This window comes from Streptomyces sp. NPDC001920 (assembly GCF_053594495.1).
This window is the reverse complement of record NZ_JBSFEP010000011.1, coordinates 227,212-253,157: the sequence shown is the minus strand read 5'-3', so window position 1 is coordinate 253,157 and position 25,946 is coordinate 227,212. Positions and strand designations below refer to the sequence as shown.

Here is a 25,946-nt window from a genome sequence, read left to right as displayed (position 1 = left end):
GGCGGGCGCGGCCGACTCCGCCGCCCCGTCGTCCCCGCACCGCGACGGCGGCGTGACCCGCGACACGCCCCCTGCCTCGGGCACCGACCGGAGCGGCCCCGTGCGACCCGCCGGCCCCATGCCCCCCGCGGCCCCGCCCCGCCCCCCGGCCCCGGACGCCACCCCCGCCTCCCCGCCCCCGCCCCTGGCCTCGGCCCGGTTCCCGGACGTGCCGCCCACCGCGGGGCAGCCGGACGACGGCGCCGGACGCGGGGACAGCGACGGATCCGGCGGATCGTTGCCCCAGGAGGACACCGCACGGCCCGCACCCGGCGGCGGGATACCGCCCCGCCCGGCCGAGCGGCCCTCGCCGTCGCGTCGCACGGGCGCCCCCGCCGAGACCGCCGCGGAGACCACCTTCCGACTCCGCCCGGTCGCCGGCGAACCCTCCGCCCGCCCCGTCGGCCGCCCGACCCCCGCGCCGGGCCGCCCCGGCGCGCTCCCCCGGCAGAGCACCGCTTCCACTCAGGGATCCGCGGCCGTTCCGGCGGCCCGCCCCGGCACCGCCCCCGCCGCGTTCGCCCCGGACCCGTCCCTCTCCTGGAGCGCCCCCATGGCACCGGGCGGGACCCCGGGAGCCGGCCGGCCCCTCGTGTCGTTCGGAGAGCCCGAGGGCTACGACGAGCAGGCGCGACCGCGGCCCCTCGGAGCGCGGTCCCGGCCCCGGATCGCCATGGCCGCCGCCTGCGTCGTCCTCGGGATCGGACTCATCGGTGGTGCTGTGACCGGCAGTTGGCTGGTCGGGGAACCTGGTGACGACGGCTCGCGGGACACTTTCGCCGCGGCCGGAGGCCTGTGGCACAGCGTGCCCGTCGACCAGCTGTTCCCAGCCACGGTGAACGGCAAGGGTGCCGGCCCCGGCGGCGCCGACCGTACCTGGACGCGCGTCGCCGTCGCCCCGGACACCGGTTGCGCCGACGCCTTCGACCCGCTGCTGCGCAAGGCCCTCGCCCCCGTCGGCTGCCGGCGCCTGCTGCGCGCCACCTACACCGACGCCACCCAGAGCCATGTGACCACCGTCGGCCTGCTGTTCACCAAGGCCGACGCGACCGCGATGCGCCAGCTCGACTCCCGGTTCACCGAAGAAGGCCTCGACCGCCGCACCGACCTCATGCCCCGCCCGTACGCCCCCAAGACCGGCCCCGCCGCCGGATTCGGGGACGAACAGCGGGCCTCCTGGACCGTCTCGGTCCTCACCGACGCCCCCGTCGTCGTCTACGCCGTCTCCGGCTGGACCGACGACCGCACCGTCGACGAGCCCGAGCCCGCCGAGGAGGCCATGCAGTCCGGCGCCACCACGTCCGTGGCCCAGGCCGGCCTCGGCCACGAGGCCCGGGGCCTCGCCGACCGCGTGGAACGCGCCCTGCGCAAGAACGTCGGCCCGTCCACGGAGCAGTCGTCATGAACACCGGCACGAGCAGCGGGACCCCGGCCACCGGCACGACCACCGTCACCGGCACGAGCAGCGGGACCCCGGCCACCGGCACGAGCGGCGTGGCGACCACCGTCACCCGCACCGGCAGCGCTGCGGCCACCGCCCCGAACGGCGGCCGCAGGACCGTGCGCACCCTCATACCGCGTCGGACCGCCCCCCTCGCCGTCCTGCTCGGCGCCTGCCTCGCCGTCCTCCCGTCCACCACCGCGCACGCCGACTCGATACGCGCCCGGCAGTGGGCCCTGAGCGCCATGCACACCCAGGAGGCCTGGCGGACGACCAAGGGCTCCGGTGTCACCGTCGCCGTCCTCGACACCGGCGTCGAGGCCGACCACCCCGACCTGGCCGGGAACGTCCTCGACGGCAAGGACATGGTCGGCTTCGGCGCCGAGCCCGGCGACCGCGCCTGGGCCCGGCACGGCACCGCGATGGCCGGCATCATCGCCGGCCACGGACACGGCTCCGGCAACGGCGACGGCGTGATGGGCATCGCCCCCGAGGCCAAGGTCCTCCCCGTCCGGGTCATCCTGGAGGACGGCGACCCGGCCCGCGCCAAGGCCCGCAGCACCCGTGGCAACGCCCTCGCCGACGGCATCCGCTGGGCCGCCGACCACGGCGCCGACGTCATCAACCTCTCCCTCGGTGACGACTCGAAGTCGGCCCACCCCGAGGCGGGCGAGGACGAGGCCGTCCAGTACGCCCTGAAGAAGGGCGCCGTCGTCGTCGCCTCGGCCGGCAACGGCGGCGAGAAGGGCGACCACATCTCCTACCCGGCCGCCTACCCGGGCGTCATCGCCGTCACCGCCGTCGACCGCTACGGCACCCGTGCCTCCTTCTCCACCCGCCGCTGGTACGCGACGGTCAGCGCCCCCGGCGTCGACGTCGTCATCGCCGACCCCGACCACAAGTACTACGAGGGCTGGGGCACCAGCGCCGCCGCCGCCTTCGTCTCCGGAGCGGTGGCCCTGATCAAGGCGGCCCACCCCGGCCTCACCCCGGCCCAGATCAAGAAGCTCCTTGAGGACACGGCACGCGACGCCCCCGCCGACGGCCGCGACGACTCCCGCGGCTACGGCTTCATCGACCCAGCGGCCGCCATCGAGAAGGCCGCCCGCGTCGAACCGCAGAACCTGAAGCCGGCGGCGTACGGCGAGAAGTACTTCGGCTCGGGGCCCGACGCCGCCAAGTCGGAGGAGGACGCGACCAGTTGGACCGCCGTGCTCGCGGGCGGCGCCGGCGGCCTCCTGCTGATCTCGGCGGTCGCCCTGGTGCGCGGCCGCCGCGAAACCCACGACTTCCACTGACGCCACGACGGCTGCCGCGCCGGACACCGCTACCCCGCCGCATCCCCCTCGCCGAACAGCGACACGGCCGCCACCGCCGCCCCCTCGACCAGCGCGATTCCCGCCGCCCACGTCGGGTTGCCCTTCGACAGCGCGGCCACCAGACAGCCGCGGCCGCCGACCGTCACCCGCCCGATGCTGTTGACCACCCACAGCCCGGTCGCCTCACGCGGTAGCCAGCCGTTCTTCAGCGCCCACCCGGAGCCGTCACCCGCCGCCGAGACCCCCCACCGCTGCCCCCGCGCCACCCGCCCCATCAGCCCGCTCAGATACGTCCGGGACACCCCGGCCAGCTCCGAGCCGGGTCCGAACACCTGCCGCAGCAGTGTGAGTTGATCGACTGCCGTGGTCCGCGTCAGCCCCCACAGCGTCCCCTCGCCGCCCTCGGTCCGAGTGAGCCCGAAGCGCTCGTTCGCCGCGTCGAGCCCCTCCGCCCGCCCGATCGCGCGCCACAGCGCCGAAGCGGCGTCGTTGTCGCTGTGCTCGATCATCGCCGTCGCGTGCGCCTGCTCCGTCGCCGTGAGCCGCCGCCCCGCGTCCTTCGCCTGGAGCAGCAGCGTCGCCAGGATGTCGACCTTCACGATGCTCGCCGTGGCGAAGCCGCCGTCCCCGTACGAGGCGCTCTCACCCGACTCCGTTTCCAGCACGGCCACCGCCACGTCGGCACCCTCCGGGACCGGCACCGCCTGCATGGCCGCCGCCAACCGCCCGTCGCGGTCCCTGGCCGACCGGGCCGCACGCTCCACCGCAACCTCCTCGCGCCGCCACGTACCCGGGGCTCGCACCGGCGCGGCGTGAGCCCCCCGATAGGGTCGGTGACCGTGGCGAACAAGAACATTCCCGACTCTCCCTTCTCCGACGACGACGGCTGCGCCGACCCCCGGCTGAGTGCCGCGCTCGCCGCCTGGGCCGAGGACCGCAGCGCCGAGGGGCCCGTCCTGGCCGCCCTCAAGGACGCCCGGCTGCTCGTCCCCGTCGTGGCCGTGCTCGGCGAGGTCGAGGAGGACGAGAACGGACTGCGCCGCGAGAAGACCAGCGACATGGCCGTACCGACCCTGAAGGCCGGCGCCCGGACCGCGCTGCCCGCCTTCACCTCCACCGACGCCCTTTCCCGCTGGGACCCGTCGGCACGTCCCGTCGCCGTACCCCTGCACCAGGCCCTGCAGGCCGCGGCACACGAGAAGGCGGACACGATCGTGCTGGACATGGCCGGTCCGGTGCCGTACGAGCTGACCGGCCACGCGCTGCTGGCGCTCGCCGAGGGCCGTACGACGACCGACCCGCTGGCCGACCCGGCCGTCGTGGCGGCCGTCCGCGCCGCCGTCGCAGCCGAACCCGACGTCCTGCGCGCCCACCTCGGCCCCGGTCAGGCCGACGGCACCCTCGCCCTGGTCCTGGACCCGGCCGCGTCCCCGGCCCGGGCCGCGCGGGCGGTGGCGGAGCGCCTCGCCGCCGACGAAACGCTCAGGGCCCGCCTGGTGCGCGGCCTCGACCTGGCACTGCTGCCGGCCGAGGCGACGCCACCGGGCGAGCCCCTGTACGTACGCGGGTGAACCAGGACCTGTCGTCCGGATCAGGCCGGCGTCGCGGGCCCTGGGTGGCAAGCCCCGGGACACCGGGACTCCGCGGACACGATCTAGCCGTAGACCGGGCCGGTGTACTTCTCGCCCGGCCCCTGGCCCGGCTCGTCCGGCACGATCGACGCCTCGCGGAACGCCAGCTGCAGCGACTTCAGGCCGTCGCGCAGCGGCGCCGCGTGGAACGAGCTGATCTCGGTCGTGCTCGCGTCCAGCAGACCGGCGAGGGCGTGCACCAGCTTGCGGGCCTCGTCCAGGTCCTTGTGCTTCTCGCCCTCCTCGGTCAGACCGAGCTTCACCGCGGCGGCGCTCATCAGGTTGACGGCGACCGTCACGATCACCTCGACGGCGGGGACCTCGGCGATGTCCCGGGTCATCTCGTCGAAGTCGGGAGACTCGGCAGATTCAGAAGGGGTGTCACTCATGTCCCACACGATAGGCCCCGGCGCACGCGGATTAGCACCGCCCCCGGGTAGCTGCTAACCTGGTGTGACGACCGGCCGGACACCCAGGCGAACACCAGGGCCCGGCCCACAAGTGGAGGCTCCGATCTCCCACCTGATCGTCCCCCGGGACGGCGGGTCACCCGGTCAGGCGGCCACCATCGTTCCGTACGGACGATGGAGTCGCCCGAAATCGCGCCCCGCGGCCATCGCGGCGGTGCTCCGGAAGTGTTTTGGAGCCCCGCCTGTGATCGTCCGGGGCATTTTTTGTGCTTCGGCGCGGTTAGGTCTTACGAAAACAGACGTACGCGGCTGTCCGCCAGACGGTCGTGTGGTGCTAACCGAGGAGGATCCATCAGCGCCGAGCCCCGCATCAACGACCGGATTCGCGTTCCCGAGGTGCGACTTGTCGGTCCCAGTGGCGAGCAGGTGGGCATCGTCCCGCTGGCCAAGGCCCTGGAGCTTGCGCAGGAGTACGACCTGGACCTGGTCGAGGTCGCGGCGAACGCCCGTCCGCCCGTGTGCAAGCTCATGGACTACGGGAAGTTCAAGTACGAGTCGGCCATGAAGGCCCGTGAGGCGCGCAAGAACCAGGCGCACACGGTCATCAAGGAGATGAAGCTCCGGCCGAAGATCGACCCGCACGACTATGACACCAAGAAGGGTCACGTCGTCCGGTTCCTCAAGCAGGGCGACAAGGTCAAGATCACGATCATGTTCCGTGGTCGCGAGCAGTCCCGGCCCGAGCTGGGCTACCGGCTGCTGCAGCGTCTCGCGGAGGACGTCCAGGACCTCGGTTTCGTCGAGTCGAACCCGAAGCAGGACGGCCGGAACATGATCATGGTTCTCGGTCCGCACAAGAAGAAGACCGAGGCGATGGCCGAGGCTCGCCAGGCGCAGGAGGCCCGCAAGGCTGAAGCGAAGGCCAACCCCGGCAAGTCGCAGAACGCCGCGGACGCCGAGATCGCCGAGGCCCCTGCCGAGGCTTCCGCCGAGGCGTGATCCCGGGGGACGCGAGTCCCCACGGCAGTAATCGATACAAGAGCGACGCTCCACCGTGCCCGGTTTCACGACCGGGCATCGGAGCGCCATCTACGAGGAGAGAACGGCGCTATGCCGAAGAACAAGTCGCACAGCGGTGCCAGCAAGCGCTTCAAGGTCACCGGCTCCGGCAAGGTGCTCCGCGAGCGCGCCGGCAAGCGCCACCTGCTTGAGCACAAGTCGTCCCGCGTGACGCGTCGCCTCACCGGCAACGCCGAAATGGCCCCGGGCGACGCCGCGAAGATCAAGAAGCTTCTCGGCAAGTGACATCGGGCGCGGACCGCATCACCTCGGTCCTCGCGCCTGATCTCTGACCGGGACCCAATCGATACCGGGTCGTGTGAGTCCAACCACGGCCCCGCTACAAGGAGTTAACAAGTGGCACGCGTCAAGCGGGCAGTCAACGCCCACAAGAAGCGCCGGGCGATCCTCGAGCAGGCCTCCGGCTACCGCGGTCAGCGTTCGCGCCTGTACCGCAAGGCCAAGGAGCAGGTCACCCACTCGCTGGTCTACAACTACAACGACCGCAAGAAGCGCAAGGGTGACTTCCGCCAGCTGTGGATCCAGCGCATCAACGCCGCCGCCCGCGCCAACGGCATCACGTACAACCGCTTCATCCAGGGTCTGAAGGCCGCGAACGTCGAGGTCGACCGCAAGATCCTGGCCGAGCTGGCCGTCAACGACGCCAACGCGTTCGCCGCGCTCGTCGAGGTCGCCCAGAAGGCGCTGCCGAGCGACGTCAACGCGCCGAAGGCTGCGTGACGCTCCGGCTGCCTCAAGCAGACGTGACTGAAGGACCCGCAGGCCGACGAGGTCTGCGGGTCCTGCTGTGTCCGTGAACCTCACAACCTCAAGGTGACCCCCATGCCTCCCGCCAGCCCCGAGCTGATCTCCTCCCGTTCCCCCCGCGTCTCCGCCGCCCGGCGGCTCGCCAAGCGGAACTTCCGGGGCAAGGAGCGGCTGTTCCTCGCGGAGGGGCCGCAGGCCGTACGGGAGGCGGCGGCGTACGGGTCCACGCTCGTCGAGCTGTTCACGACCGTCGAGGCGGCGGAGCGGTACGCCGACATCATCGGTGAGGCCCGCGCGGCCGGCGCACGGGTGCACCTCGCCGCCGAGCAGGTCATCGCCGACATCTCCACCACCGTCACCCCGCAGGGGCTCGTCGGCGTCTGCCGCTTCATCGACACCCCCTTCGACGAGATCCTCGCCGCCCGGCCCAAGCTGGTCGCCGTACTGGCCCACGTACGCGACCCCGGGAACGCCGGCACCGTCCTGCGGTGCGCGGATGCCGCCGGGGCCGAGGCCGTCGTCCTGACCGACGCCTCCGTGGACCTCTACAACCCCAAGGCCGTACGTGCCTCCGTCGGTTCCCTCTTCCATCTGCCCGTGGCCGTGGGAGTGCCCGTCGAGCGGGCCGTGGCGGGGCTGCAGGACGCCGGGGTGCGGATCCTCGCCGCCGACGGGGCGGGCACGGACGACCTCGACGACGAGCTCGACAAGGGCACCATGGGCGGGCCGACCGCCTGGGTGTTCGGCAACGAGGCCTGGGGGCTTCCGCAGGAGACCCGCGCGCTGGCCGACGCCGTCGTGCGCGTACCGATCCACGGAAAGGCCGAGAGCCTGAACCTCGCCACCGCGGCCGCCGTATGTCTCTATGCCTCGGCCCGTGCACAGCGCGCGCCGGGAGGGTGCCGCACGGTTACCGCGAGCTAGTAGGGTGACCAGCTCGGGGCCCCCAGACCGTGGTGAGAGGTGGGGTACGGGGATGAGTGTCGGCACGAGCAGCGCGCCGGGAGCACGGGACGTGCGGCCGCCGTCCGCGGCCGGTCCCGGTGACCTCGCCGAGCTCGGCGTCGATCCCGACGACCTGCCCGACGGCCTCGTCGTCGCCGACGAGCACGGGCACGTCATCTGCTTCAACGCCGCCGCGGAGCGCATCACCGCCGTCCCGGCCGCAGACGCCCTCGGGCAGCGGCTGGAGCGGGCACTGCCGTTAGAGGATCTGGACGGACGGCGCTGGTGGCAGCTGACCGACCCGTACGGCGGCCTCGCCATCCGCCGTCGCCAGCCCGAGCGCAACCTGCTGCTGCCCGGTGGACGGGAGCTGCTCGTCTCGGTGCGGTACGTCCGCCGGGAACCCACCGGCCCGGTGTGCCGGGTCGTCGTCTCGCTGCGCGACACCGAGGCCCGCCGTCGAACCGAGCGCAGCCACGCCGAACTGATCGCGACCGTCGCGCACGAGCTGCGCTCCCCGCTCACCTCCGTCAAGGGCTTCACCGCCACGCTGCTCGCCAAGTGGGAACGCTTCACCGACGACCAGAAGCGGCTGATGCTGGAGACCGTCGACGCCGACGCCGACCGGGTCACCCGGCTCATCGCCGAGCTGCTCGACATCTCGCGGATCGACAGCGGCAGGCTGGAGGTGCGGCGCCAGCCCGTCGACATCGGCGCCGCCGTGGGACGGCACATCCAGGCGTACGTCGCCGCCGGACAGCCCGCCGACCGCTTCCTGCTGCGCGTCGAACAGCCCCTTCCCGACCTGTGGGCCGACCCCGACAAGATCGACCAGGTGCTCAGCAACCTCATCGAAAATGCCGTGCGCCACGGCGACGGAACCGTCACCATCGACATCACGGCCACGGCGTCCCCCCGCGAGGGTGAGGACGCCGGCACGTCGGTCACGGTGAGCGACGAGGGGCCCGGCATCCCGGAGGAGTCCATGAACCGCGTCTTCACCCGCTTCTGGCGGGGCAGCAAGCGCGGTGGCACGGGCCTCGGGCTCTATATCGTCAAGGGCATCGTCGAGGCCCACGGCGGCACCATCACGGTCGGCCGCGCCCCCGGCGGCGGCGCGCGGTTCCGATTTACGTTGCCCGTGGCGGCACCGGCGTATCTCGTCTGAGATCCGGTCCGAGCCCCGCGGGCGCATCCGCCTACCCCAGCCCCGTTAGACTCGGCCTTTGGCACCTTTGTGTCCCAAAAACCGCGACGAGCCGTCCACGAGTCGGTACGGGGACCTTCAGCCAGCCAACCGGAAGCACGGGAAGAGATGTCGGCACCGAATAAGTCGTACGACCCTGTCGAGGTCGAGGCACTGAAACCAGAAGAGATCGAGCGCATGCGGGACGAGGCGCTCGCCGCCTTCGCCGCCGCGGACTCTCTCGACGCGCTCCAGGAGGCCAAGGTCGCCCACACCGGTGGCACCTCCCCGCTGGCTCTCGCCAACCGCGAGATCGGCGCCCTGCCCCCGCATGCCAAGGCCGAGGCCGGCAAGCGGGTCGGCCAGGCCCGTGGCGCGGTCAACAAGGGCCTCGCGGCCCGGCAGGCCGAGCTGGAGGCCGAGCGGGACCAGCGGGTGCTGGTCGAGGAGGCCGTGGACGTCACGCTGCCCTACGACCGCGTACCGTCGGGGGCCCGCCACCCGCTCACCACGCTGTCCGAGCGCATCGAGGACATCTTCGTGGCCATGGGCTACGAGGTCGCCGAGGGCCCGCAGGTCGAGGCCGAGTGGTTCAACTTCGACGCCCTCAACATCGGCCCGGACCACCCCGCGCGCGGCGAGGCCGACACCTTCTTCGTGCAGGGCCCGGACGGCGGCTCCGAGTCGGGTGTCGTGCTGCGCACCCACACCTCGCCCGTGCAGATCCGCTCCCTGCTCGACCGCGAGCTGCCGGTCTACGTGATCTGCCCCGGCCGTGTGTACCGCACCGACGAGCTGGACGCCACGCACACCCCGGTCTTCCACCAGGTCGAGCTCCTCGCGGTGGACGAGGGCCTGACCATGGCCGACCTCAAGGGCACCTTGGACCACATGGTCCAGTCGCTGTTCGGCGAGGGCATGAAGACCCGGCTGCGGCCGAACTTCTTCCCGTTCACCGAGCCGTCCGCCGAGATGGACATGGTGTGCTACGTCTGCCGCGGTGAGTCCGTCGGCAACCCCGACCGGCCCTGCCGCACCTGCTCCAGCGAGGGCTGGATCGAGCTCGGCGGCTGCGGCATGGTCAACCCGCGGGTCCTCACCGCCTGCGGCGTCGACCCGGAGAAGTACAGCGGCTTCGCCTTCGGGTTCGGCATCGAGCGGATGCTGATGTTCCGCCACAACGTCGAAGACATGCGAGACATGGTCGAGGGTGACGTCCGGTTCACCCGGCCGTTCGGGATGGAGATCTGATGCGGGTCCCGCTTTCTTGGCTGCGGGAGTACGTCGACCTGCCGGCGACGGAGACCGGCCGCGACGTCCAGGCCAAGCTCATTTCGGCCGGCCTGGAGGTGGAGACCGTCGAGCAGCTCGGCGCCGACCTCAAGGGCCCGCTGGTCGTCGGCCAGGTGCTGACCATCGAGGAGCTGACGGAGTTCAAGAAGCCGATCCGCTTCTGCACCGTCGACGTCGGCCAGGCCAACGGCACCGGCGAGCCCCAGGAGCTCATCTGCGGCGCCCGCAACTTCCAGGTCGGCGACAAGGTCGTGGTCGTGCTCCCGGGGGCCGTGCTGCCCGGTGGCTTCTCGATCGCCGCGCGCAAGACCTACGGCCGTGTCTCGCACGGCATGATCTGCTCCAGCAGCGAGCTGGGCATGGGCGACGACGGCACCCACGGCATCATCGTGCTGCCGCCGGAGACCGAGGTCGGCAGGGACGCCATCGAGCTCCTGGAGCTGGTCGACGAGGTCCTGGACATCGCCGTCACCGCCAACCGCGGCGACTGCCTGTCCATCCGCGGCGTGGCCCGCGAGACCGCCATCGCCTACGGCATCCCGCTGCGCGACCCGGCGCTGCTCGACGTGCCCGGCCCGAACGCCTTCGGCTACCCGGTGCAGGTCTCGGACCCGATCGGCTGCGACCGCTTCACCGCCCGTACGGTGACCGGCCTGAGCCCCGAGGCGCGCTCCCCGATCTGGTTGCAGCGGCGCCTGCAGAAGGTCGGCATGCGCCCGATCTCGCTGGCCGTGGACATCACCAACTACGTGATGATGGAACTCGGGCAGCCGCTGCACGCCTACGACCGGGGTCTGGTCCAGGGCACCATCGGTGTGCGCCGGGCCGAGGAGGGCGAGAAGCTCGTCACCCTCGACGGCGTCGAGCGCAAGCTGCACGCCGAGGACCTCGTCATCACCGACGAGCGCGGCCCCATCGGCCTCGCGGGCGTCATGGGCGGCGCCAACACCGAGATCGCCGACCACGAGGACGTGGAGAACGCGACGACCGACGTCGTCATCGAGGCCGCCCACTTCGACCAGGTCGCCATCGCGCGTACGGCCCGCCGCCACAAGCTGTCGTCGGAGGCGTCCCGCCGCTTCGAGCGCGGCGTCGACCCGGCGGCCGCCGCCGCGGCGGCCCAGCGCACGGTGGACCTGCTGGTGCTGCTCGCGGGCGGTACGGCCGACGCGGGCGTCACCGAGGTCATCGCGCCCTCCGCGCCGCACACCATCACGACCCCGGCTGACCATCCGGACAAGGTCGCGGGCGTCGTCTACGGCCGCGAGACCGTCGTACGGCGGCTGCAGGAGATCGGCTGCGACGTGTACGGGCAGGACGAGCTGATCGTCACCGTGCCGTCCTGGCGGCCCGACCTGCTGGAGCCGAACGACCTGGCCGAAGAGGTCATCCGGCTGGAGGGCTACGAGAACCTGCCCTCCACGCTGCCCAAGCCGCCGTCCGGCCGTGGCCTGACCCACCGCCAGCGGCTGCACCGCCGGGTCGGCCGCGCGCTGGCCGGGGCCGGCTACGTCGAGGCGCCGAACTACCCCTTCGTCAGCGAGCAGGTCTTCGACCAGCTCGCTCTGGCGGCCGACGACCCGGCCCGCCGCGTCGTCAAGCTGGTCAACCCGCTCAACGACGAGGAGCCCGCGCTGCGCACGTCGCTGCTGCCGGGTCTGCTCGGCGCGCTGCGGCGCAACGACGGGCGGGGCTCGCACGACCTGGCGCTGTTCGAGACCGGCCTGGTCTTCCAGCCGAGGGAGGAGCGCGGTGCCGCCGGGCACCTGCCCGTCGACCGGCGTCCGACCGACGAGGAGCTCGCCGGACTGAACGCCGTGCTGCCCGAGCAGCCCCGGCATGTGGCCGTCGTGCTCGCCGGTGCGCGCGAGCAGGCCGGCTGGTGGGGCAAGGGCCGTCCGGCCGACTGGGCCGACGCGGTCGAGACGGCGCGGCTCGTGGCCCGTGAGGCCGGGGCCGAGCTGATCGTCAAGGCCGGTCAGTACGGGCCGTGGCACCCGGGGCGGTGCGCCGAGCTGGCGATCACCGCGGACGGCGCCGAGCGCGTCGTCGGCCACGCCGGCGAGCTGCACCCGCGGGTGCTCAAGACGCTGGGTCTGCCCGCGCGCACCTGCGCGATGGAGCTGGACCTGGACGCCCTGGAGCAGGTCGGGGACGGCACCCCGCAGGCGCCGAGCATCTCCACGTTCCCCGTGGCCACGCAGGATGTCGCCCTGGTCGTGGACAAGCCGGTGCCGGCCGCCGAGGTCGAGGCCGCGCTGCGTGCGGGGGCGGGTGAACTGCTGGAGGGCATCCGGCTGTTCGACGTGTACGTCAATGACGAGCAGCTCGGCGACGGGAAGAAGTCGCTGGCGTACGCGCTGCGCTTCCGTGCGGGTGACCGGACGCTGACCGTGGACGAGGCTTCGGCGGCTCGGGACGCCGCGGTCGCCCTGGCGGGCGAGCGTACGGGCGCGGTGCTCAGGGGATAGCGCGCCCCTGACGGGTGCAAGTCCCCGCACTTCTTCGGGCGTTGAGGTCACCTCACTCAATAGGGTGACTTCTCCGGGTGATCCGGTACTTCCGGACGATCTGCCGACAGAATCGGACCGGCCTTTCGAGGCCGGTCCGTCTGCGTTGTCAGGGCCTATTGGGGGGCCATCGGCATGTTCCGCATCAAGGCTCGGGTTCCCCACAGGGTGCTGGCGATGGGGTTGCCCACCGCCTGGGGTGCGATGGCGATCTCGTACAAGCTGGCCTGTCCACTGGCCCAGCAGGACGGCCTCGGCGCGCGGGTCGTCACCAGCGCCGTCTTCTTCGCGGTGGGGACGGGGCTCATCCTCCACGTCCGGCAGGCCCTGCTGCGCGAGCTCCGGCAGGCTCGCAAGGTCGCCGGTGCCGCGCAGAGCGCGTTGCTGCGGCCGCTGCCCGCGCGCATCGACGGGCTGAACGTCGCCGCCGCCCAGCTCTCCGCGGATCGCGGCGCCTCGGTCGGCGGTGACCTGTACGAGGTCATCGCCACCGAGCACGGCGTACGGGCGGTGATGGGCGATGTACGCGGCCATGGCATCGCCGCCCTGGGCACGGTCGCCGCCCTCCTCGGCAGTTTCCGCGAGGCCGTCCACGACGAACCCGACCTGGGCCGCGTACTGCGCAGACTGGACCGTGCCCTGGCCCGCCACCTGCGCGAGCGGGCACGCGACGAGCACCCGTCGTCCGGCCTGGCGCCGGACACCCCGGTCGCCGAGGAGTTCGTCACCGTCCTGCTGCTGGAGATCGGCAGGGACGGTGAGGTCACCGCCCTCAACTGCGGTCACCCCTGGCCGTATCTGCTGAGCGGCGACGGCGTCGAGCCGCTGGCCCGCGCCGATCCTCTCCCGCCGCTGGGGCCGTTCCCGCTCCCGGCCGATCTGGCCCCCGTGCGGTGCGGGCCGCTGCAGCCCGGTGACTCCCTGGTCCTGTACACGGACGGTGTCGAGGACGCGAGGGACGCACGGGGCAGGTTCTTCTCCTTGCAGGCGGCGCTCACGGGAGTCGTACGACACGACCCGCCCACCCCCCAGACGGTCCTGCGCACCCTGTTCACGGCGCTCGTCCGCCACACGCGAGGAAGGCAGGCGGACGACATAGCGCTCCTGGTCCTGCGGAACGATCGGACAAGGGCCGACCGCGGCTCCCCAGGGGCGCGGGCCCGTGACCGAGACGGCTCCGCCGCCGGGGCGCGAGCGGCCGCACGCAACCCGCAGCCGTCCAACCACCCCTGACGCGACGGCGTTCAGTCGCCATCCGCCCAGCCACGGAGTGTCGGGCAGGCGGCTGGGCGGACGGCGCGGATGCGGGCCGCCGCTGTGTACGAGGGGGAGCCGGCGGCCCGGCCGGCCTCTTGCGAGGCATTTCAGTCAACCGGATCACCACTGTGCGCGACAGCGCGCGCACGCTACGGATTCGAGCACTCCGTTCACACCCCGTGTGAAGCGGTTGGCACTACTCTGACGGCACCGAGCCACCCGGGGGGCATCCATGCAGCCCAACACCTTGCTCGACGCGATCCTGGACGAGGCCGGGATCTCGCACGCGGGGCTGGCCGCACACGTGAACCAGGCGGGGCGAGCGCGCGGTCTCGCGCTGAGGTACGAACACACCGCGGTCGCCCGGTGGTTGAAGGGGCAGCGGCCGCGTGGCCAGGTGCCCGACCTGATCTGCGAGGTGCTCGCCGCCCGGCTGCACCGCACCGTCACGCTCGACGACATCGGCCTCGGCGTCCCCGGCGATCCGTCCGCCGCGCACACCACCTCGCTGTCCGGTTTCGTGGAGCGGGCCACCGCCCTGTGGCGCTCCGACGAGCAGCAGCGGCCGCACATCCTCGGCGCGCCCGCGGTCACCGGCACGCCCGCGGTCATGCCCGTGTGGGAGTGGGAGAACCCGCCCGAGGACGTCGACGTCTCACGAGGCGGCCGGCACCGGGTCACCCCCGCCGACATCGAGATGCTGCGGGCCGCACGCACGCACTACGAGCAGATGTACCGCAAGGCCGGCGGCATAGCGACCCGTACCCGGATCGTCGGCTTCCTCAACGCCGAGGCCGCGCCGCTGCTGCGCGGCAGTTACACCGACGCCACCGGCCGGCAACTGCACCGCGCCACGGGCGGACTGGTGGCCGTCGCCGGGATCTGCGCGTACGACTCCGACGCCCACGGGCTCGCCCAGCGCTACTTCCACCAGGCGCTCCGGCTCGCGAAGGCGAGCGGCGACCGGGGGCTCGGGGCGTATGTGATCGCTCTGCTGGTCAACCAGTCGCTGTTCATGCGGGAGTTCCGGCAGGCCGTCGCCTTCGCGGAAGCCGCGCTGCGGACCGCCGGCAAGCACATCACCCCGGCCCTCGCCTCCGACCTGTACGCGATGCAGGCGAAGGCGTACGCCCACCTCGGCGACGGCACGAGCGCCCTGTCCTGCATCCGGCGTGCCGAGCAGGCCGCCGAACGCATCCGCCGGGGGTACGAACCCGACGAAACGGGTTATGTCCAGCCCGGCCTCGTCAACGTGCAGGTGGCGGAGGCACTGCTCAGCCTCGGGGAGTTGACGGCCGCGGCGGAGCACGCCGCGGCCGCCGTCGACAACCCCGCCCACGACCGCGGCCGGGTGCACCGGCTGGCCATGCTCAGCACGATCGAACTGCGCCAGGGCCATGCCGACAAGGCGGTGGCCACCGCGGTGCAGATGGCCGAGCAGGCGCGCGGCATGGAGTCCCAGCGTCTGCGCGACAGACTCCGCGCGGTACGCCAGCACCTGGTGCGCAGCGGCTGCGCCGGCACCGCCGAGGCCGCCGAACTCATCGACGGGGCGCTGCGCGTACCGCTCTAGGCGGATGCAGGCTGGTACTCGTACACAGGCACCTTCATAGTCCCTGCTGCGATATTGCCACTTACTCGACGGAAGGTGGCAGAACCGTGCAGTGGACGAAACAGAACGAACAAACTGTGTATGAAAACCGCTGGTTCACCGTCAACCTGGCAGACGTGGAGCTGCCGGACGGACGGCACCTGGACCACTTCCTCATACGGCTGCGGCCGGTGGCCGTGGCCACGGTGGTCAACGAGGCCAACGAGGTCCTCCTCCTATGGCGGCACCGTTTCATCACCGACAGCTGGGGGTGGGAGCTCCCGGCGGGCGTCGTCGAGGACGGCGAGGACGTCGTCCGCGCGGCCGCCAGGGAACTGGAGGAGGAGACCGGCTGGCGGCCGGGACCCCTGCGCCACCTCATGAGCGTGGAGCCCTCCAACGGGCTCACCGACGCCCGGCACCACATCTACTGGGCCGACGAGGGCGAGTACGTCGGACATCCCGTGGACGACTTCGAGTCGGACCGCCGGGAGTGGGTCCCGCTCAAGCTCGTGCCCGACATGGTCGCCCGTGGGGAGGTCCCGGCCGCCAACATGGCGGCCGCGTTACTGCTGCTGCACCACCTCAGGCTGGGTCAGGACGTCCTGCCCTGACGGACGTCACCCTGCCCGTGCTCAGTGTCCGACCGCCTGCCAGATCGCCACGACGAGAGCACCCACGGCGGTGAGGGCGGCGACCGCGGGCAGCGGCCAGCGCGCGTGTTCCAGTGTGTTGATCCGGGTGTTCAGCTCGTCGAGTTCCTTCGCGGTCTCCTCGGTGCGGTGGGTGAGCAGAGCCAGCCCGCCCTCCACGCGGGCGTAGGCGACGTCGAGGCGACGCCGTAACTCTGCGAGTTCTCCTGATACGACCGGATGCTCGGGATCGGCGGTCACGAGTCCGCTCCTTTCCGTAGTCGTCAGTCATCCCTTGCATGCGCAGGGAAAGTGAACTCGCCTGGTGGACACGTGGGGAGAGTGTGCGAGGGGCATATGCGAGCCCGGAGCGCACACGGTGTGTGAAAGACACGTGCCCGGCACCTCAGCGGTGCCGGGCACGTGTACTTGGCCGGAATCTGACGGTCTGTAATCAGCCGTAGGTGTAGAAGCCGGAACCGGTCTTGCGGCCGAGCCGGCCCGCGTCCACCATGCGCTGCAGCAGTGGGGGAGCGGCGTACAGCGGCTCCTTGAACTCGTCGTACATGCTCTGCGCCACGGAGGCGACCGTGTCGAGGCCGATCAGGTCGGACAGCTTCAGCGGGCCCATCGGGTGGGCACAGCCCATCTCCATGCCGTTGTCGATGTCCTCGCGGCTGGCGATGCCCGTCTCGAACATCCGGATCGCGGACAGGAGGTACGGGATCAGCAGCGCGTTGACCACGAAGCCGGAGCGGTCCTGGGCCCGGATGGCGTGCTTGCCCAGCAGCTTCTCGGCGAAGGCCTGGGCGCGGGCGATCGTGCCCTCGGAGGTGGTGAGCGCGGGGATCAGCTCGACCAGCTTCTGCACCGGGGCCGGGTTGAAGAAGTGGACGCCGATGACCTGGTCGGGGCGCGAGGTGGCGACCGCCAGCTTCACCAGCGGGATCGAGGAGGTGTTGGAGGCGAGGATCGCGTCCGGGCGGGTCACGACCTGGTCGAGCACCTGGAAGATCTCGGTCTTCACCTGCTCGTTCTCGACGACCGCCTCGATCACGAGGTCACGGTCGGCGAACTCACCGAGGTCCGTGGTGAAGGACAGCCGCGACAGCGTGGCGTCCCGCTCCTCCTCGCTGATCTTGCCGCGCTCGGCGGCCTTGGCCAGGGAGTTGAACAGCCGGGTACGGCCGATCTCCAGGGCCTCGCCGGTGGTCTCGGCGACCTTCACGTCCAGGCCGGAGCGGGCGCACACCTCGGCGATGCCCGCTCCCATCTGGCCGCAGCCCACCACACCGACGCGTGCAATATCTCCGGAGATGCCGGTCACATCGTCCCCTTCGCTGATCCACGACTGCGGCAGGTCCGCCGTTGTTCGACGCCTGCTCCAAACCTGCACGTTACCTTCGGCGCAGCATGATCGATCGTTCGGGTGCCTCATGAAAAGCTGGCGCGGGGTGTGGTCCGCGCCGACGGATCGGCCCGGGGTGGGCCCTTGACCACGGCACACGGAGGTAAGAAGTGATGCTGCACCGGAAGTCACGGCTGTCACGACGGGCGTTCGCGGTGACCGCCCTGTCGGCGCTCGTGGCGGGAGGTGGCGCGCTGGCCGCGGGCGCCGCCACGGCGGGCGGACGGCCGGACCGGCGCCGGGCGGCCCGGCAGATGCGCGGCGTGTGGGTGGCGACCGTGGCGAACCGGGACTGGCCCTCCAAGCAGGGGCTGACCGCGGACCGGCAGCGCGCCGAGCTGACGGACCACCTGGACAACGCGGCGGACGCCCGTCTGAACACGGTGATCCTCCAGGTCCGGCCCACGGCCGACGCCCTGTGGCCCTCGCCGCACGAGCCGTGGTCGCAGGTCCTGACCGGCACCCAGGGCGGCGACCCGGGCTGGGACCCGCTCGGCACGGCCGTCGAGGAGGCCCACGCCCGTGGCCTGCAGCTGCACGCCTGGTTCAACCCGTACCGCGTCGCCAACCACACCGACCGCAGCAGGCTGGCCGAGTCCCACCCCGCCCGCCGGCATCCGGAGTGGGTGGTGGCGTACGGCGGCAAGCTCTACTACAACCCGGGGCTGCCCGAGGTCCGTGCCTTCGTGCAGCGGGCGATGCTCGACGCGGTCGAGAGGTACCCGGTCGACGCGGTCCACTTCGACGACTACTTCTACCCCTACCCGGTGGCGGGCCAGACCTTCGACGACACGGACGCCTACGACCGCTACGGCGGCGGCTTCTCGACCCGGGCCGACTGGCGGCGGGACAACATCGACCGGCTCATCCAGGAGATGGCGGCCGGCATCAGGAAGCTCAGGCCCACGACCCAGTTCGGCATCAGCCCGTTCGGCGTGTGGCGCAACGCCGCCACCGACCCGCTCGGCTCCGACTCACGGGCCGGTGTGCAGACGTACGACGACCTGTACGCGGACACCCGCACCTGGGTGCGGGAGGGCTGGATCGACTACATCTGCCCGCAGCTGTACTGGAACATCGGCTTCGCCGCGGCGGACTACGCCAAGCTGCTGCCCTGGTGGGCGGAGGTCGCCCGCGGCAGCAGGACCCAGCTGTACATCGGCGAGGCGCTCTACAAGGCCGGTGACCCGGCGCAGCCCGCCGCGTGGCAGGACGCCGGCGAGTTGTCGCGGCACCTCACCCTGGCCAAGAACCACGCGCAGGCGCGCGGGCACGTCTTCTTCGCCGCGAAGGAAGTGGCGGCCGACCGGATCGGAGCCATGGCGCAGGTCGTCGCCGACCACTACCAGAAGCCGGCGGCCCTCCCGCGCTGATGGCTCCCGCGCGGCCGAGTCACGCGACGCCCTACCGCGTCGTCGTGTCCCGGTGACGGATCTCGGTGTCGGGGCCGGGGGAGCACAGCCCCTCGTGCCCGTCCTCGAAGCGGACGCGGTACGGGGGATTGCCCTCCTGGCCCAGGACTTCGACGATCTCGCCGACCTTGTCGTGTTGCCCGACCACCCTGCCGTGCTGGACAAGCTGGTCGCCCACGGTTGCACGCATCTGTCGGTCCTCCTCACCAGGTACGGGAGCAGCGGTCCGTGGCCTTGAGTCTACGGCGTGGAGCGGTGGCGGGAAGTGGGTCGTACGGCCCGCTCAGCCACGCGCCCGCTGGGTCACGGCGATGCACACGAGCACCGCCGCGGCCGTCAGCGGGGCGGCCACTGTCAGGTGCTCACCCAGCAGCAGCACCGACCACACCAGTGTGAGCAGGGGCTGGGCCAACTGCAACTGGCTGGCCTTCGGGATGCCGATGGCCGCCATGCCCCGGTACCAGACGACCAGGCCGAGGAACTGCGAGCCCGCCGCCACCCACAGCAGTCCGGTGACACCGTGCCAGGTCAGCTGCACGGGCTCGGACGACAACGCGACCGCGGCGGCCGGCACGGTGAGCGGCAGGCACAGCACCAGCGCCCAGCCGATCACATGCCAGCCCGGCATCACCCGGGCCAGCCGGCCCCCCTCGGTGTAACCGGCCGCGCACACCAGCAGCGCGCCGAAGAGATACAGGTCGGCCGTGGTCAGGGCGCCGCCGCTCTGCTGAACGGTGAAGGCGGCCACCGCGGCCGCGCCGGCGAGCGCCGCCAGCCAGAAGGTGCGCGAGGGGCGGGTGCCGACGCGCAGGGCGGAGAACAGCGCTGTGGTCAGTGGAAGCAGACCGACGACCACGGCCGCGTGGGCCGTCGTGGACGTCTGGAGCGCGAGCGTGGTGAGAAGGGGGAAGCCGAGGACCACTCCGGCGGCGACCACCGCGAGGCCGGCCCAGTGCCGGCGGGCGGGGAGCGGCACACGCAGCGCGAGCAGACAGCCGCCCGCGATCAGCGCGGCCAGCACACTGCGCACGGCGACGAGGGACCACGGGCCGAAGCCCTCCAGGCCCCAGGCGGTGGCGGGGAAGGTGAGGGAGAAGGCCGCGACACCGAGAGCGGCCTGGATCGTGCCCCGCAGGGCCGGGCTGCCGGCGGTCGCGGCGACCGTGCCGCCCGGGGCGGCCGGGGCGTCGGTCGGGGAGGTGACTGCTATCGAGGTCGGCCTGGTAGCGCTATTCTCGGCTCTCATGCAAGAGCGTAGCAGCGTGGGTGAACTGGCGAACCAGCTTCGGCGGGAGCTTGACCGCTACTCACCCGGCGGAAAGCTCCCGTCGAGTCGTGCCCTGGTGGAGCGGTTCCGGGTGAGCCCTGTGACGGTCTCCCGGGCTCTGGCGCAGCTGGCGGCCGAAGGGCTCGTGGTCACCCGGCCCGGCGCCGGGGCGTTCCGAGCCGAGGCGCGGACGCCGGTCGCCACCGCCGGGGACACCTCGTGGCAGGAGGTGACCCTCAGCGCGGAGGCGGCCGCCGAACTCGTACCGCGCTCGGTGGACGCCTCCGGAGTGCTGGTCTCGCTGTCCGCCCCGCCCCCGGGAGTGATCGAGTTCAACGGCGGCTATCTGCACCAGTCCCTGCAGCCGGAGCGCGCGATGGCAGCCGCGCTGTCCCGGGCCGGTCGCCGCCCCGGGGCGTGGGGGAGGCCGCCCATGGAGGGGCTGCCGGAGCTGCGGGAGTGGTTCGCGCGCAGCATCGGCGGCGCCGGGGGATCCGTCACGGCCGCCGAGGTGCTGGTCGCCGCGGGCGGCCAGTCGGCCCTGACGACCGCGCTGCGGGCGCTCGCCCCGCCCGGCGCCCCGGTGCTGGTCGAGTCACCGACGTACCCGGGGATGCTGGCCATCGCCCGCGCGGCGGGACAGCGTCCGGTCCCGGTGCCGGTCGACGCGGACGGCGTCCGGCCGGCCCTGCTCGCCGACGCCTTCCGGGCGACCGGCGCTCGCGTCTTCGTCTGCCAGCCGCTCTTCCAGAACCCGACCGGCGCGGTGCTCGCCCCCGACCGGCGCGCGGAGGTGCTGCGCATCGCGCGCGAGGCCGGTGCCTTCGTCGTCGAGGACGACTTCGTACGGCGCCTGGTGCACGAGGACGCCGGTCCCCTGCCGCGCCCGCTGGCCGCCGACGACCCGGACGGTGTCGTCGTCCACGTCTGCTCGCTGACCAAGGCGACCTCGCCGAGCTTCCGGCTGAGCGCGCTCGCCGCCCGCGGTCCGGTGCTGGAACGGCTGCGTGCCATCCAGGTCGTCGACGCCTTCTTCGTCCCGCGACCGCTGCAGGAGGCGGCGCTGGAACTGGTCGGTTCGCCGGCCTGGCCACGCCATCTGCGGGCCGTCTCGGCGGAGCTGAAGACCCGCCGCGACGCGATGACGGCCGCGCTCCGCCTCGACCTGCCCGAACTCGCCCTTCCCTACATCCCGTCCGGCGGTTACCACCTGTGGCTGCGCCTGCCCGACGGCACCGACGAGGCGGCCCTGACGTCGGCCGCTCTGCGCGCGGGCGTCGCGATCACTCCCGGGCGGCCCTACTTCAGCGCGGAGCCGCCGGCGGGGCACCTGCGGCTGAGCTTCGCGGCGGTGGCCGGGGCCGGTGAGATCGTGGAGGGGGTGCGGCGGCTGCGTGCGGCGTGCGACGAGGTGCTCCCGAGGCGGGTCAGGGAGCGCGACCTCGGCGCGGTCCGAACGCAGGCCCCGCGGGGGCGCTGAAATCGCTCGACTCCGCCGCCCGCGGTTTGCGAGTCTCGTCGCATGACGGACACCCTCCCGCTCCCCGAAGGCCACGAGATCTCCACCGACCCGCACCGCCTCGACCGCGAGCGGGTGCACCGCTGGCTGTCCACCGACGCGTACTGGGCGATCGGGCGGGCGCGGGAGAAGCAGGACCAGGCGATCGACGGATCGCTGAACTTCGGGGTGTACGAGACGGTTTCGGGGGAGCAGGTGGCGTATGCCCGGGTCGTCACCGACCGGGCGACCTTCGCCTGGCTGTGCGATGTGTACGTCGACCCGTCGGCGCGCGGCAAGGGCATCGGGACGGCGCTGGTCGAAGCCGTGCGCGAGCAACTGCGGCCGTACGGCGTGAAGCGCGTGCTGCTCGCCACGCACGACGCGCACGGGGTCTACGAGAAGCTCGGGTTCGCGCCGCTGGAGAAGCCGGACCAGTACATGGCGCTCTTCTCGTAGGCGCTCGCCTCGCGGCGGCTGTACTTGAATGTCCAACAGCCGTTTTCCAGTGACATGTCCGCCTGGTCCTGACCCGGCAGTAAGGTGTCATCCACCCTCGGTGACTCCTGCACAACACCTCTTGACCTGCGCACTTTCCGGGCACACCATCCACGCATGCCACTTCGGGTCACCTTCGTCGCCGCGGCGCGCAGCGCCTCTCCGCTCGCGGAGCGCTTTGAGGACGACCGGCCGCTGGACCAGGCCGGCTGGGACGAGGTGCAGAGTGTCGCGCGTGACCTGCTGCCGTTGGCGGCGGCCGAACTGCGCTACTGCTCCCCGACCCCGCGCAGCCGGGCCACCGGTGACGCCCTCGGTTACGCACCCTTGATCCAACTCGCCCTGCGCGACTGCGACATGGGCCGCTGGCGCGGACTGACCCTCGGTGAGGCGATGGCCCGGGAACCCGAGGCGGTGGACGCCTGGCTGGCGAACCCGCGCTCGGCGCCGCACGGCGGAGAGTCGCTGCTGGCGTTCATCGGCCGGGTCGGCAGCTGGCTCGACACCCGGCCCGTGGAGGACGGCGGCCGTATCGTCGCCGTGGCCGAACCCTCGGTGATCCGCGCCGCCCTGGTGTACGCGTTGAAGGCGCCGCCCTCCACCTACTGGAACATCGACGTACGTCCCCTGTCGACGATCGCCGTGTCCGGCCGGGCGGGTCGCTGGAACCTCCGCCTCGACGGAGCGCCCGCTCGACTCTCGCGCGCGTAGTCGGTGGTCAGCACCAGGTCCTTGGCCGGGCCGCGCACCCGCCACACCGTCCGCCAGTGGTCCTCGTCCCGGACGGTGAACTCGCCCCGGTAGAGGTCGGCCGAGCAGGGGTGGTCGGCGATGTGCCGCCCGGAACTCAGGTCCAGGCCGTGGAAGGGCCGCCCGTCCGCGAACCGTACGTCCGCCGTGCCGTCCGCCTCGCCCGGCAGGAAGCGCAGCGTCCGCTCGGCCGGCCTGGGCTCTCCCCGCCAGACGAAAGTGCCGGACTCGTGGTGCAGGAGGCCGCCGCCGTCCAGCGGGCTGAAAACCGTCGTACCGGAGAACGTCCCTTCCTCCCCGCTCGCGAGATCCCGCACGGACCGTTCCACCCGCCAGCTCCCGGCGAGGTAGTCCAGTGCGTCGGGCACTGACCGGAACTCGCCCATGGCGTCCTCTCCTTCGTCGCATCCGCTCCTGCGCGACCCATTGACGCGCCTCCGCCCCCTCCCTATCTTGCCGTTCGCAATGTTGACCAATGTCTGATATTTCGAACACTCCTCTACCAGAGAGGCGCGAAGTATCCATGCCACGCACCGTCCGCACCCGATGGAGGCTCGGTCTCACGGCCACCGCCCTCCTGACGGCGGCCACCCTCGTCCCGGCTCCCGCGCACGCCGAGGACGTCACCGACTACGCGATCACCGTCGACCCGTCCGCCGAGGGCGCGGCGATCGACGACACGATGTACGGCGTCTTCTTCGAGGACATCAACCGGGCCGCCGACGGCGGCCTGTACGCCGAGCTCGTGCAGAACCGCTCCTTCGAGTACTCCACCGCCGACAACGGCTCCTACACACCCCTGACCTCCTGGACGGTCGGCGGCACCGCCCAGGTCGTCGACGACGCCGGCCGGCTCAACGAGCGCAACCGCAACTACCTCTCGCTCAAAGCCGGTTCGTCCGTCACGAACGCCGGCTACAACACCGGCATCCGGGTCGAGCAGGGCAAGCGGTACGACTTCTCCGTGTGGGCCCGCGCCGACAGCGGCACCACGCTCGCCGTCTCCCTCAAGGACTCCGCGGGCACCCTGGCCACCGCCCGTCAGATCGCCGTCGGCAAGGCCGGCTGGGCGAAGTACAAGGCCACCTTCACCGCCACCCGCACCAGCAGCCGCGGGCGTCTCACCGTCGCCGCGACGAGCGCCGCCGCGCTCGACATGGTGTCGCTGTTCCCGCGCGAGACGTACAAGAACCAGCCGAACGGCCTGCGCAAGGATCTCGCCGAGAAGATCGCCGCACTGAAACCGGGCTTCGTGCGCTTCCCCGGCGGCTGTCTGGTCAACACCGGTTCCATGCAGGACTACAGCGAGGCCTCCGGCTGGCAGCGCAAGCGCAGCTACCAGTGGAAGGACACCATAGGCCCGGTCGAGGAACGCGCCACCAACGCCAACTTCTGGGGCTACAACCAGAGTTACGGCCTCGGGTACTACGAGTACTTCCGCTTCTCCGAGGACATCGGCGCCATGCCGCTGCCCGTCGTCCCGGCCCTGGTGACCGGTTGCGGCCAGAACAGGGCCACCGACGACGAGGCACTGCTCAAGCGGCACATCCAGGACACCCTCGACCTCATCGAGTTCGCCAACGGCCCGGCGACCTCGAAGTGGGGCAAGGTCCGCGCGGAGATGGGCCACCCCGAGCCGTTCCACCTGACCCACCTCGGGGTCGGCAACGAGGAGAACCTGCCTCGCGAGTTCTTCGCCCGCTTCGAGCGGTTCCGGACCGCCGTCAAAGCGAAGTACCCGGAGATCACCGTCATCTCCAACTCGGGCCCGGACGACGCCGGCGCGACCTTCGACACCGCCTGGCAGCTCAACCGCGAGGGCAAGGTCGACATGGTCGACGAGCACTACTACAACAGCCCGAACTGGTTCCTGCAGAACAACGACCGCTACGACTCCTACGACAGGAACGGCCCCAAGGTCTTCCTGGGCGAATACGCCTCCCAGGGCAACGCCTGGAAGAACGGCCTCGCCGAGGCCGCCTTCATGACCGGACTGGAGCGCAACGCGGACATCGTCAAGCTCGCCTCGTACGCCCCGCTCCTCGCCAACGAGGACTATGTGCAGTGGCGCCCGGACATGATCTGGTTCAACAACCGGGCCTCCTGGAACTCGGCCGACTACGAGGTCCAGAAGCTGTTCATGACCAACGTCGGCGACCGCGTGGTCCCCTCGCGGGCCACCACGACGCCCGACGTCAGCGGCCCGATCTCCGGCGCCGTCGGCCTGTCCACATGGGCGACCAGCGCCGCGTACGACGACGTGAAGGTCACCTCCGCGGACGGCTCGACCCTGCTGAGCGACGACTTCTCCGGTGACGCCTCGCAGTGGAAGCACTCCGGCGCGGGCAGCTGGAGCATCCAGGACGGGAGCTACGTCCAGACCGACACCGCCGCCGAGAACACCATGGTCACGGCGGGCGACCCGGCCTGGAAGGACTACGACCTGCATGTGAGGGCCACCAAGAAGTCCGGCAAGGAGGGCTTCCTCCTCGCCTTCGGGGTCAAGGACACCGGCAACTACTACTGGTGGAACCTCGGCGGCTGGAACAACACCCAGTCCGCGATCGAGCAGGCCGTGGGCGGCGCCAAGGGCACCCTGATGACGAAGCCCGGGTCGATCGAGACGGGCCGCGCCTACGACATCGACATCAAGGTGCGCGGCCGCCAGGTCACCCTGTTCCTGGACGGCGAGGAATGGGGCAGCTTCCGGGACGACAAGCCGGCCGAGCCGTTCCGCCAGGTCGTCACCGAGGACGCGAAGAGCGGTGACCTGATCGTCAAGGTCGTCAACGCCCGGTCGGCCGAGGCGCGTACGGCGATCGACCTCGGCGGCGCCGAGGTCTCCTCCTCGGCCCGCGTGACCACGCTGGCGGCCGACCAGGACGCCGTGAACACCGAGACGGACACGCCGGTGACGCCGGTGACGTCCACCTTCAGAGGCGTGGCCGGGAAGTTCACCTACACCTTCCCGGCGAACTCCGTCACGTTCCTGCGGATCAAGCAGAGGTGACGGCGCCGGGGCGGCACACGAC

The 25,946-nt window shown here is 71.9% G+C and carries 23 protein-coding genes and 2 pseudogenes; 18 read left to right on the top strand and 7 right to left on the bottom strand.

Annotated elements, in window-relative coordinates; genetic code table 11:
• The first annotated feature begins 118 nt into the window (after positions 1-118).
• Together ACWCPI_RS20775 and mycP are read left to right on the top strand one after the other, a co-directional pair.
• The gene (locus ACWCPI_RS20775) at positions 119-1,444 is read left to right on the top strand and encodes a hypothetical protein (RefSeq protein ID WP_451039491.1); all 1,326 of its coding nucleotides are present in this window, start codon (positions 119-121) and stop codon (positions 1,442-1,444) included.
• Entirely contained in the window at positions 1,441-2,778 is a 1,338-nt protein-coding gene (gene mycP / locus ACWCPI_RS20770; RefSeq protein ID WP_451039490.1) for a type VII secretion-associated serine protease mycosin, read from the top strand. Before ACWCPI_RS20775 ends, mycP begins: the two co-directional genes overlap by 4 nt.
• 29 nt (positions 2,779-2,807) lie before the next feature.
• Here the strand turns inward: mycP and ACWCPI_RS20765 are convergent, their stop codons facing one another.
• A complete protein-coding gene (locus ACWCPI_RS20765; protein ID WP_451039489.1) occupies positions 2,808-3,563 on the bottom strand; it encodes a serine hydrolase in 756 nt (251 codons plus the stop codon).
• A gap of 75 nt (positions 3,564-3,638) precedes the next feature.
• Here ACWCPI_RS20765 and ACWCPI_RS20760 point away from each other — a divergent pair, with 75 nt between their 5' ends.
• Positions 3,639-4,370: an SseB family protein gene (locus ACWCPI_RS20760; protein WP_451039488.1), complete on the top strand. Its 732-nt coding sequence runs from the start codon at positions 3,639-3,641 to the stop codon at positions 4,368-4,370.
• Positions 4,371-4,453: 83 nt separating this feature from the next.
• Here the strand turns inward: ACWCPI_RS20760 and ACWCPI_RS20755 are convergent, their stop codons facing one another.
• Positions 4,454-4,819 (bottom strand): DUF1844 domain-containing protein, encoded by a 366-nt coding sequence (locus ACWCPI_RS20755; RefSeq protein WP_388806909.1) that lies wholly within the window; start codon positions 4,817-4,819, stop codon positions 4,454-4,456.
• A gap of 347 nt (positions 4,820-5,166) precedes the next feature.
• On the opposite strand from ACWCPI_RS20755, the pseudogene infC reads away from it, so the two are divergent.
• The 10 genes and pseudogenes from infC (at position 5,167) to ACWCPI_RS20705 (ending at position 16,063) form a co-directional block, all read left to right on the top strand.
• Positions 5,167-5,839: pseudogene (infC, locus tag ACWCPI_RS20750) on the top strand (translation initiation factor IF-3).
• Positions 5,840-5,950: 111 nt separating this feature from the next.
• Positions 5,951-6,145: a 50S ribosomal protein L35 gene (rpmI, locus tag ACWCPI_RS20745; protein ID WP_004933563.1), complete on the top strand. Its 195-nt coding sequence runs from the start codon at positions 5,951-5,953 to the stop codon at positions 6,143-6,145.
• A 111-nt stretch (positions 6,146-6,256) separates the two neighbouring features.
• Positions 6,257-6,640, top strand: coding sequence for a 50S ribosomal protein L20 (gene rplT, locus ACWCPI_RS20740; RefSeq protein WP_006141703.1), 384 nt, complete (start codon positions 6,257-6,259; stop codon positions 6,638-6,640).
• A 102-nt stretch (positions 6,641-6,742) separates the two neighbouring features.
• On the top strand, positions 6,743-7,591 hold the full coding sequence (locus ACWCPI_RS20735) for a TrmH family RNA methyltransferase (RefSeq protein WP_451039487.1): 849 nt from the start codon (positions 6,743-6,745) through the stop codon (positions 7,589-7,591).
• 52 nt (positions 7,592-7,643) lie between these two features.
• Complete coding sequence (locus tag ACWCPI_RS20730; protein ID WP_451039486.1) at positions 7,644-8,780, top strand: ATP-binding protein; 1,137 nt, start codon at positions 7,644-7,646, stop codon at positions 8,778-8,780.
• 147 nt (positions 8,781-8,927) lie between these two features.
• A complete protein-coding gene (gene pheS / locus ACWCPI_RS20725) occupies positions 8,928-10,049 on the top strand; it encodes a phenylalanine--tRNA ligase subunit alpha (RefSeq protein ID WP_019755805.1) in 1,122 nt (373 codons plus the stop codon).
• Positions 10,049-12,562 (top strand): phenylalanine--tRNA ligase subunit beta, encoded by a 2,514-nt coding sequence (gene pheT, locus ACWCPI_RS20720; protein ID WP_451039485.1) that lies wholly within the window; start codon positions 10,049-10,051, stop codon positions 12,560-12,562. Before pheS ends, pheT begins: the two co-directional genes overlap by 1 nt.
• Before the next feature lie 174 nt (positions 12,563-12,736).
• Positions 12,737-13,834, top strand: a complete 1,098-nt coding sequence (locus ACWCPI_RS20715) for a PP2C family protein-serine/threonine phosphatase (RefSeq protein WP_451039484.1) — start codon at positions 12,737-12,739, stop codon at positions 13,832-13,834.
• A gap of 256 nt (positions 13,835-14,090) precedes the next feature.
• Positions 14,091-15,431: a transcriptional regulator gene (locus ACWCPI_RS20710; protein WP_451039483.1), complete on the top strand. Its 1,341-nt coding sequence runs from the start codon at positions 14,091-14,093 to the stop codon at positions 15,429-15,431.
• Between the two features lie 86 nt (positions 15,432-15,517).
• Positions 15,518-16,063: an NUDIX hydrolase gene (locus ACWCPI_RS20705; protein ID WP_388806921.1), complete on the top strand. Its 546-nt coding sequence runs from the start codon at positions 15,518-15,520 to the stop codon at positions 16,061-16,063.
• Positions 16,064-16,084: 21 nt separating this feature from the next.
• Here ACWCPI_RS20705 and ACWCPI_RS20700 read toward each other — a convergent pair whose 3' ends face one another.
• The gene (locus ACWCPI_RS20700) at positions 16,085-16,342 is read right to left on the bottom strand and encodes a hypothetical protein (protein WP_126390312.1); all 258 of its coding nucleotides are present in this window, start codon (positions 16,340-16,342) and stop codon (positions 16,085-16,087) included.
• Between the two features lie 193 nt (positions 16,343-16,535).
• Positions 16,536-17,408, bottom strand: coding sequence for a 3-hydroxybutyryl-CoA dehydrogenase (locus ACWCPI_RS20695; RefSeq protein WP_451039482.1), 873 nt, complete (start codon positions 17,406-17,408; stop codon positions 16,536-16,538).
• A 194-nt stretch (positions 17,409-17,602) separates the two neighbouring features.
• On the opposite strand from ACWCPI_RS20695, the gene ACWCPI_RS20690 reads away from it, so the two are divergent.
• Positions 17,603-18,862, top strand: coding sequence for a glycoside hydrolase family 10 protein (locus ACWCPI_RS20690; protein ID WP_451039481.1), 1,260 nt, complete (start codon positions 17,603-17,605; stop codon positions 18,860-18,862).
• Between the two features lie 31 nt (positions 18,863-18,893).
• Here ACWCPI_RS20690 and ACWCPI_RS20685 read toward each other — a convergent pair whose 3' ends face one another.
• Together ACWCPI_RS20685 and ACWCPI_RS20680 are read right to left on the bottom strand one after the other, a co-directional pair.
• Positions 18,894-19,091, bottom strand: coding sequence for a DUF1918 domain-containing protein (locus tag ACWCPI_RS20685; RefSeq protein ID WP_019757143.1), 198 nt, complete (start codon positions 19,089-19,091; stop codon positions 18,894-18,896).
• Positions 19,092-19,184: 93 nt separating this feature from the next.
• Positions 19,185-20,147: a DMT family transporter gene (locus tag ACWCPI_RS20680; protein ID WP_451039480.1), complete on the bottom strand. Its 963-nt coding sequence runs from the start codon at positions 20,145-20,147 to the stop codon at positions 19,185-19,187.
• Between ACWCPI_RS20680 and ACWCPI_RS20675 the strand changes: the two genes are divergently transcribed.
• The 3 genes from ACWCPI_RS20675 to ACWCPI_RS20665 all read left to right on the top strand — a co-directional run bounded on the left by ACWCPI_RS20675 (position 20,146) and on the right by ACWCPI_RS20665 (position 22,875).
• Positions 20,146-21,648: an aminotransferase-like domain-containing protein gene (locus ACWCPI_RS20675; protein WP_451039479.1), complete on the top strand. Its 1,503-nt coding sequence runs from the start codon at positions 20,146-20,148 to the stop codon at positions 21,646-21,648. The genes ACWCPI_RS20680 and ACWCPI_RS20675 overlap by 2 nt on opposite strands.
• Positions 21,649-21,690: 42 nt before the next feature.
• Positions 21,691-22,125 (top strand): GNAT family N-acetyltransferase, encoded by a 435-nt coding sequence (locus ACWCPI_RS20670; protein ID WP_451039478.1) that lies wholly within the window; start codon positions 21,691-21,693, stop codon positions 22,123-22,125.
• A 156-nt stretch (positions 22,126-22,281) separates the two neighbouring features.
• Entirely contained in the window at positions 22,282-22,875 is a 594-nt protein-coding gene (locus ACWCPI_RS20665; RefSeq protein WP_451039477.1) for a histidine phosphatase family protein, read from the top strand.
• On the opposite strand, the pseudogene ACWCPI_RS20660 reads toward ACWCPI_RS20665, so the two are convergent.
• Positions 22,863-23,300, bottom strand: a pseudogene (locus ACWCPI_RS20660) (DUF6314 family protein); the annotation flags it as partial. The gene ACWCPI_RS20665 and the pseudogene ACWCPI_RS20660 overlap by 13 nt on opposite strands.
• A 137-nt stretch (positions 23,301-23,437) precedes the next feature.
• Here ACWCPI_RS20660 and ACWCPI_RS20655 point away from each other — a divergent pair.
• Positions 23,438-25,924, top strand: coding sequence for an alpha-L-arabinofuranosidase C-terminal domain-containing protein (locus ACWCPI_RS20655; protein ID WP_451039476.1), 2,487 nt, complete (start codon positions 23,438-23,440; stop codon positions 25,922-25,924).
• Positions 25,925-25,946: the final 22 nt, after the last annotated feature.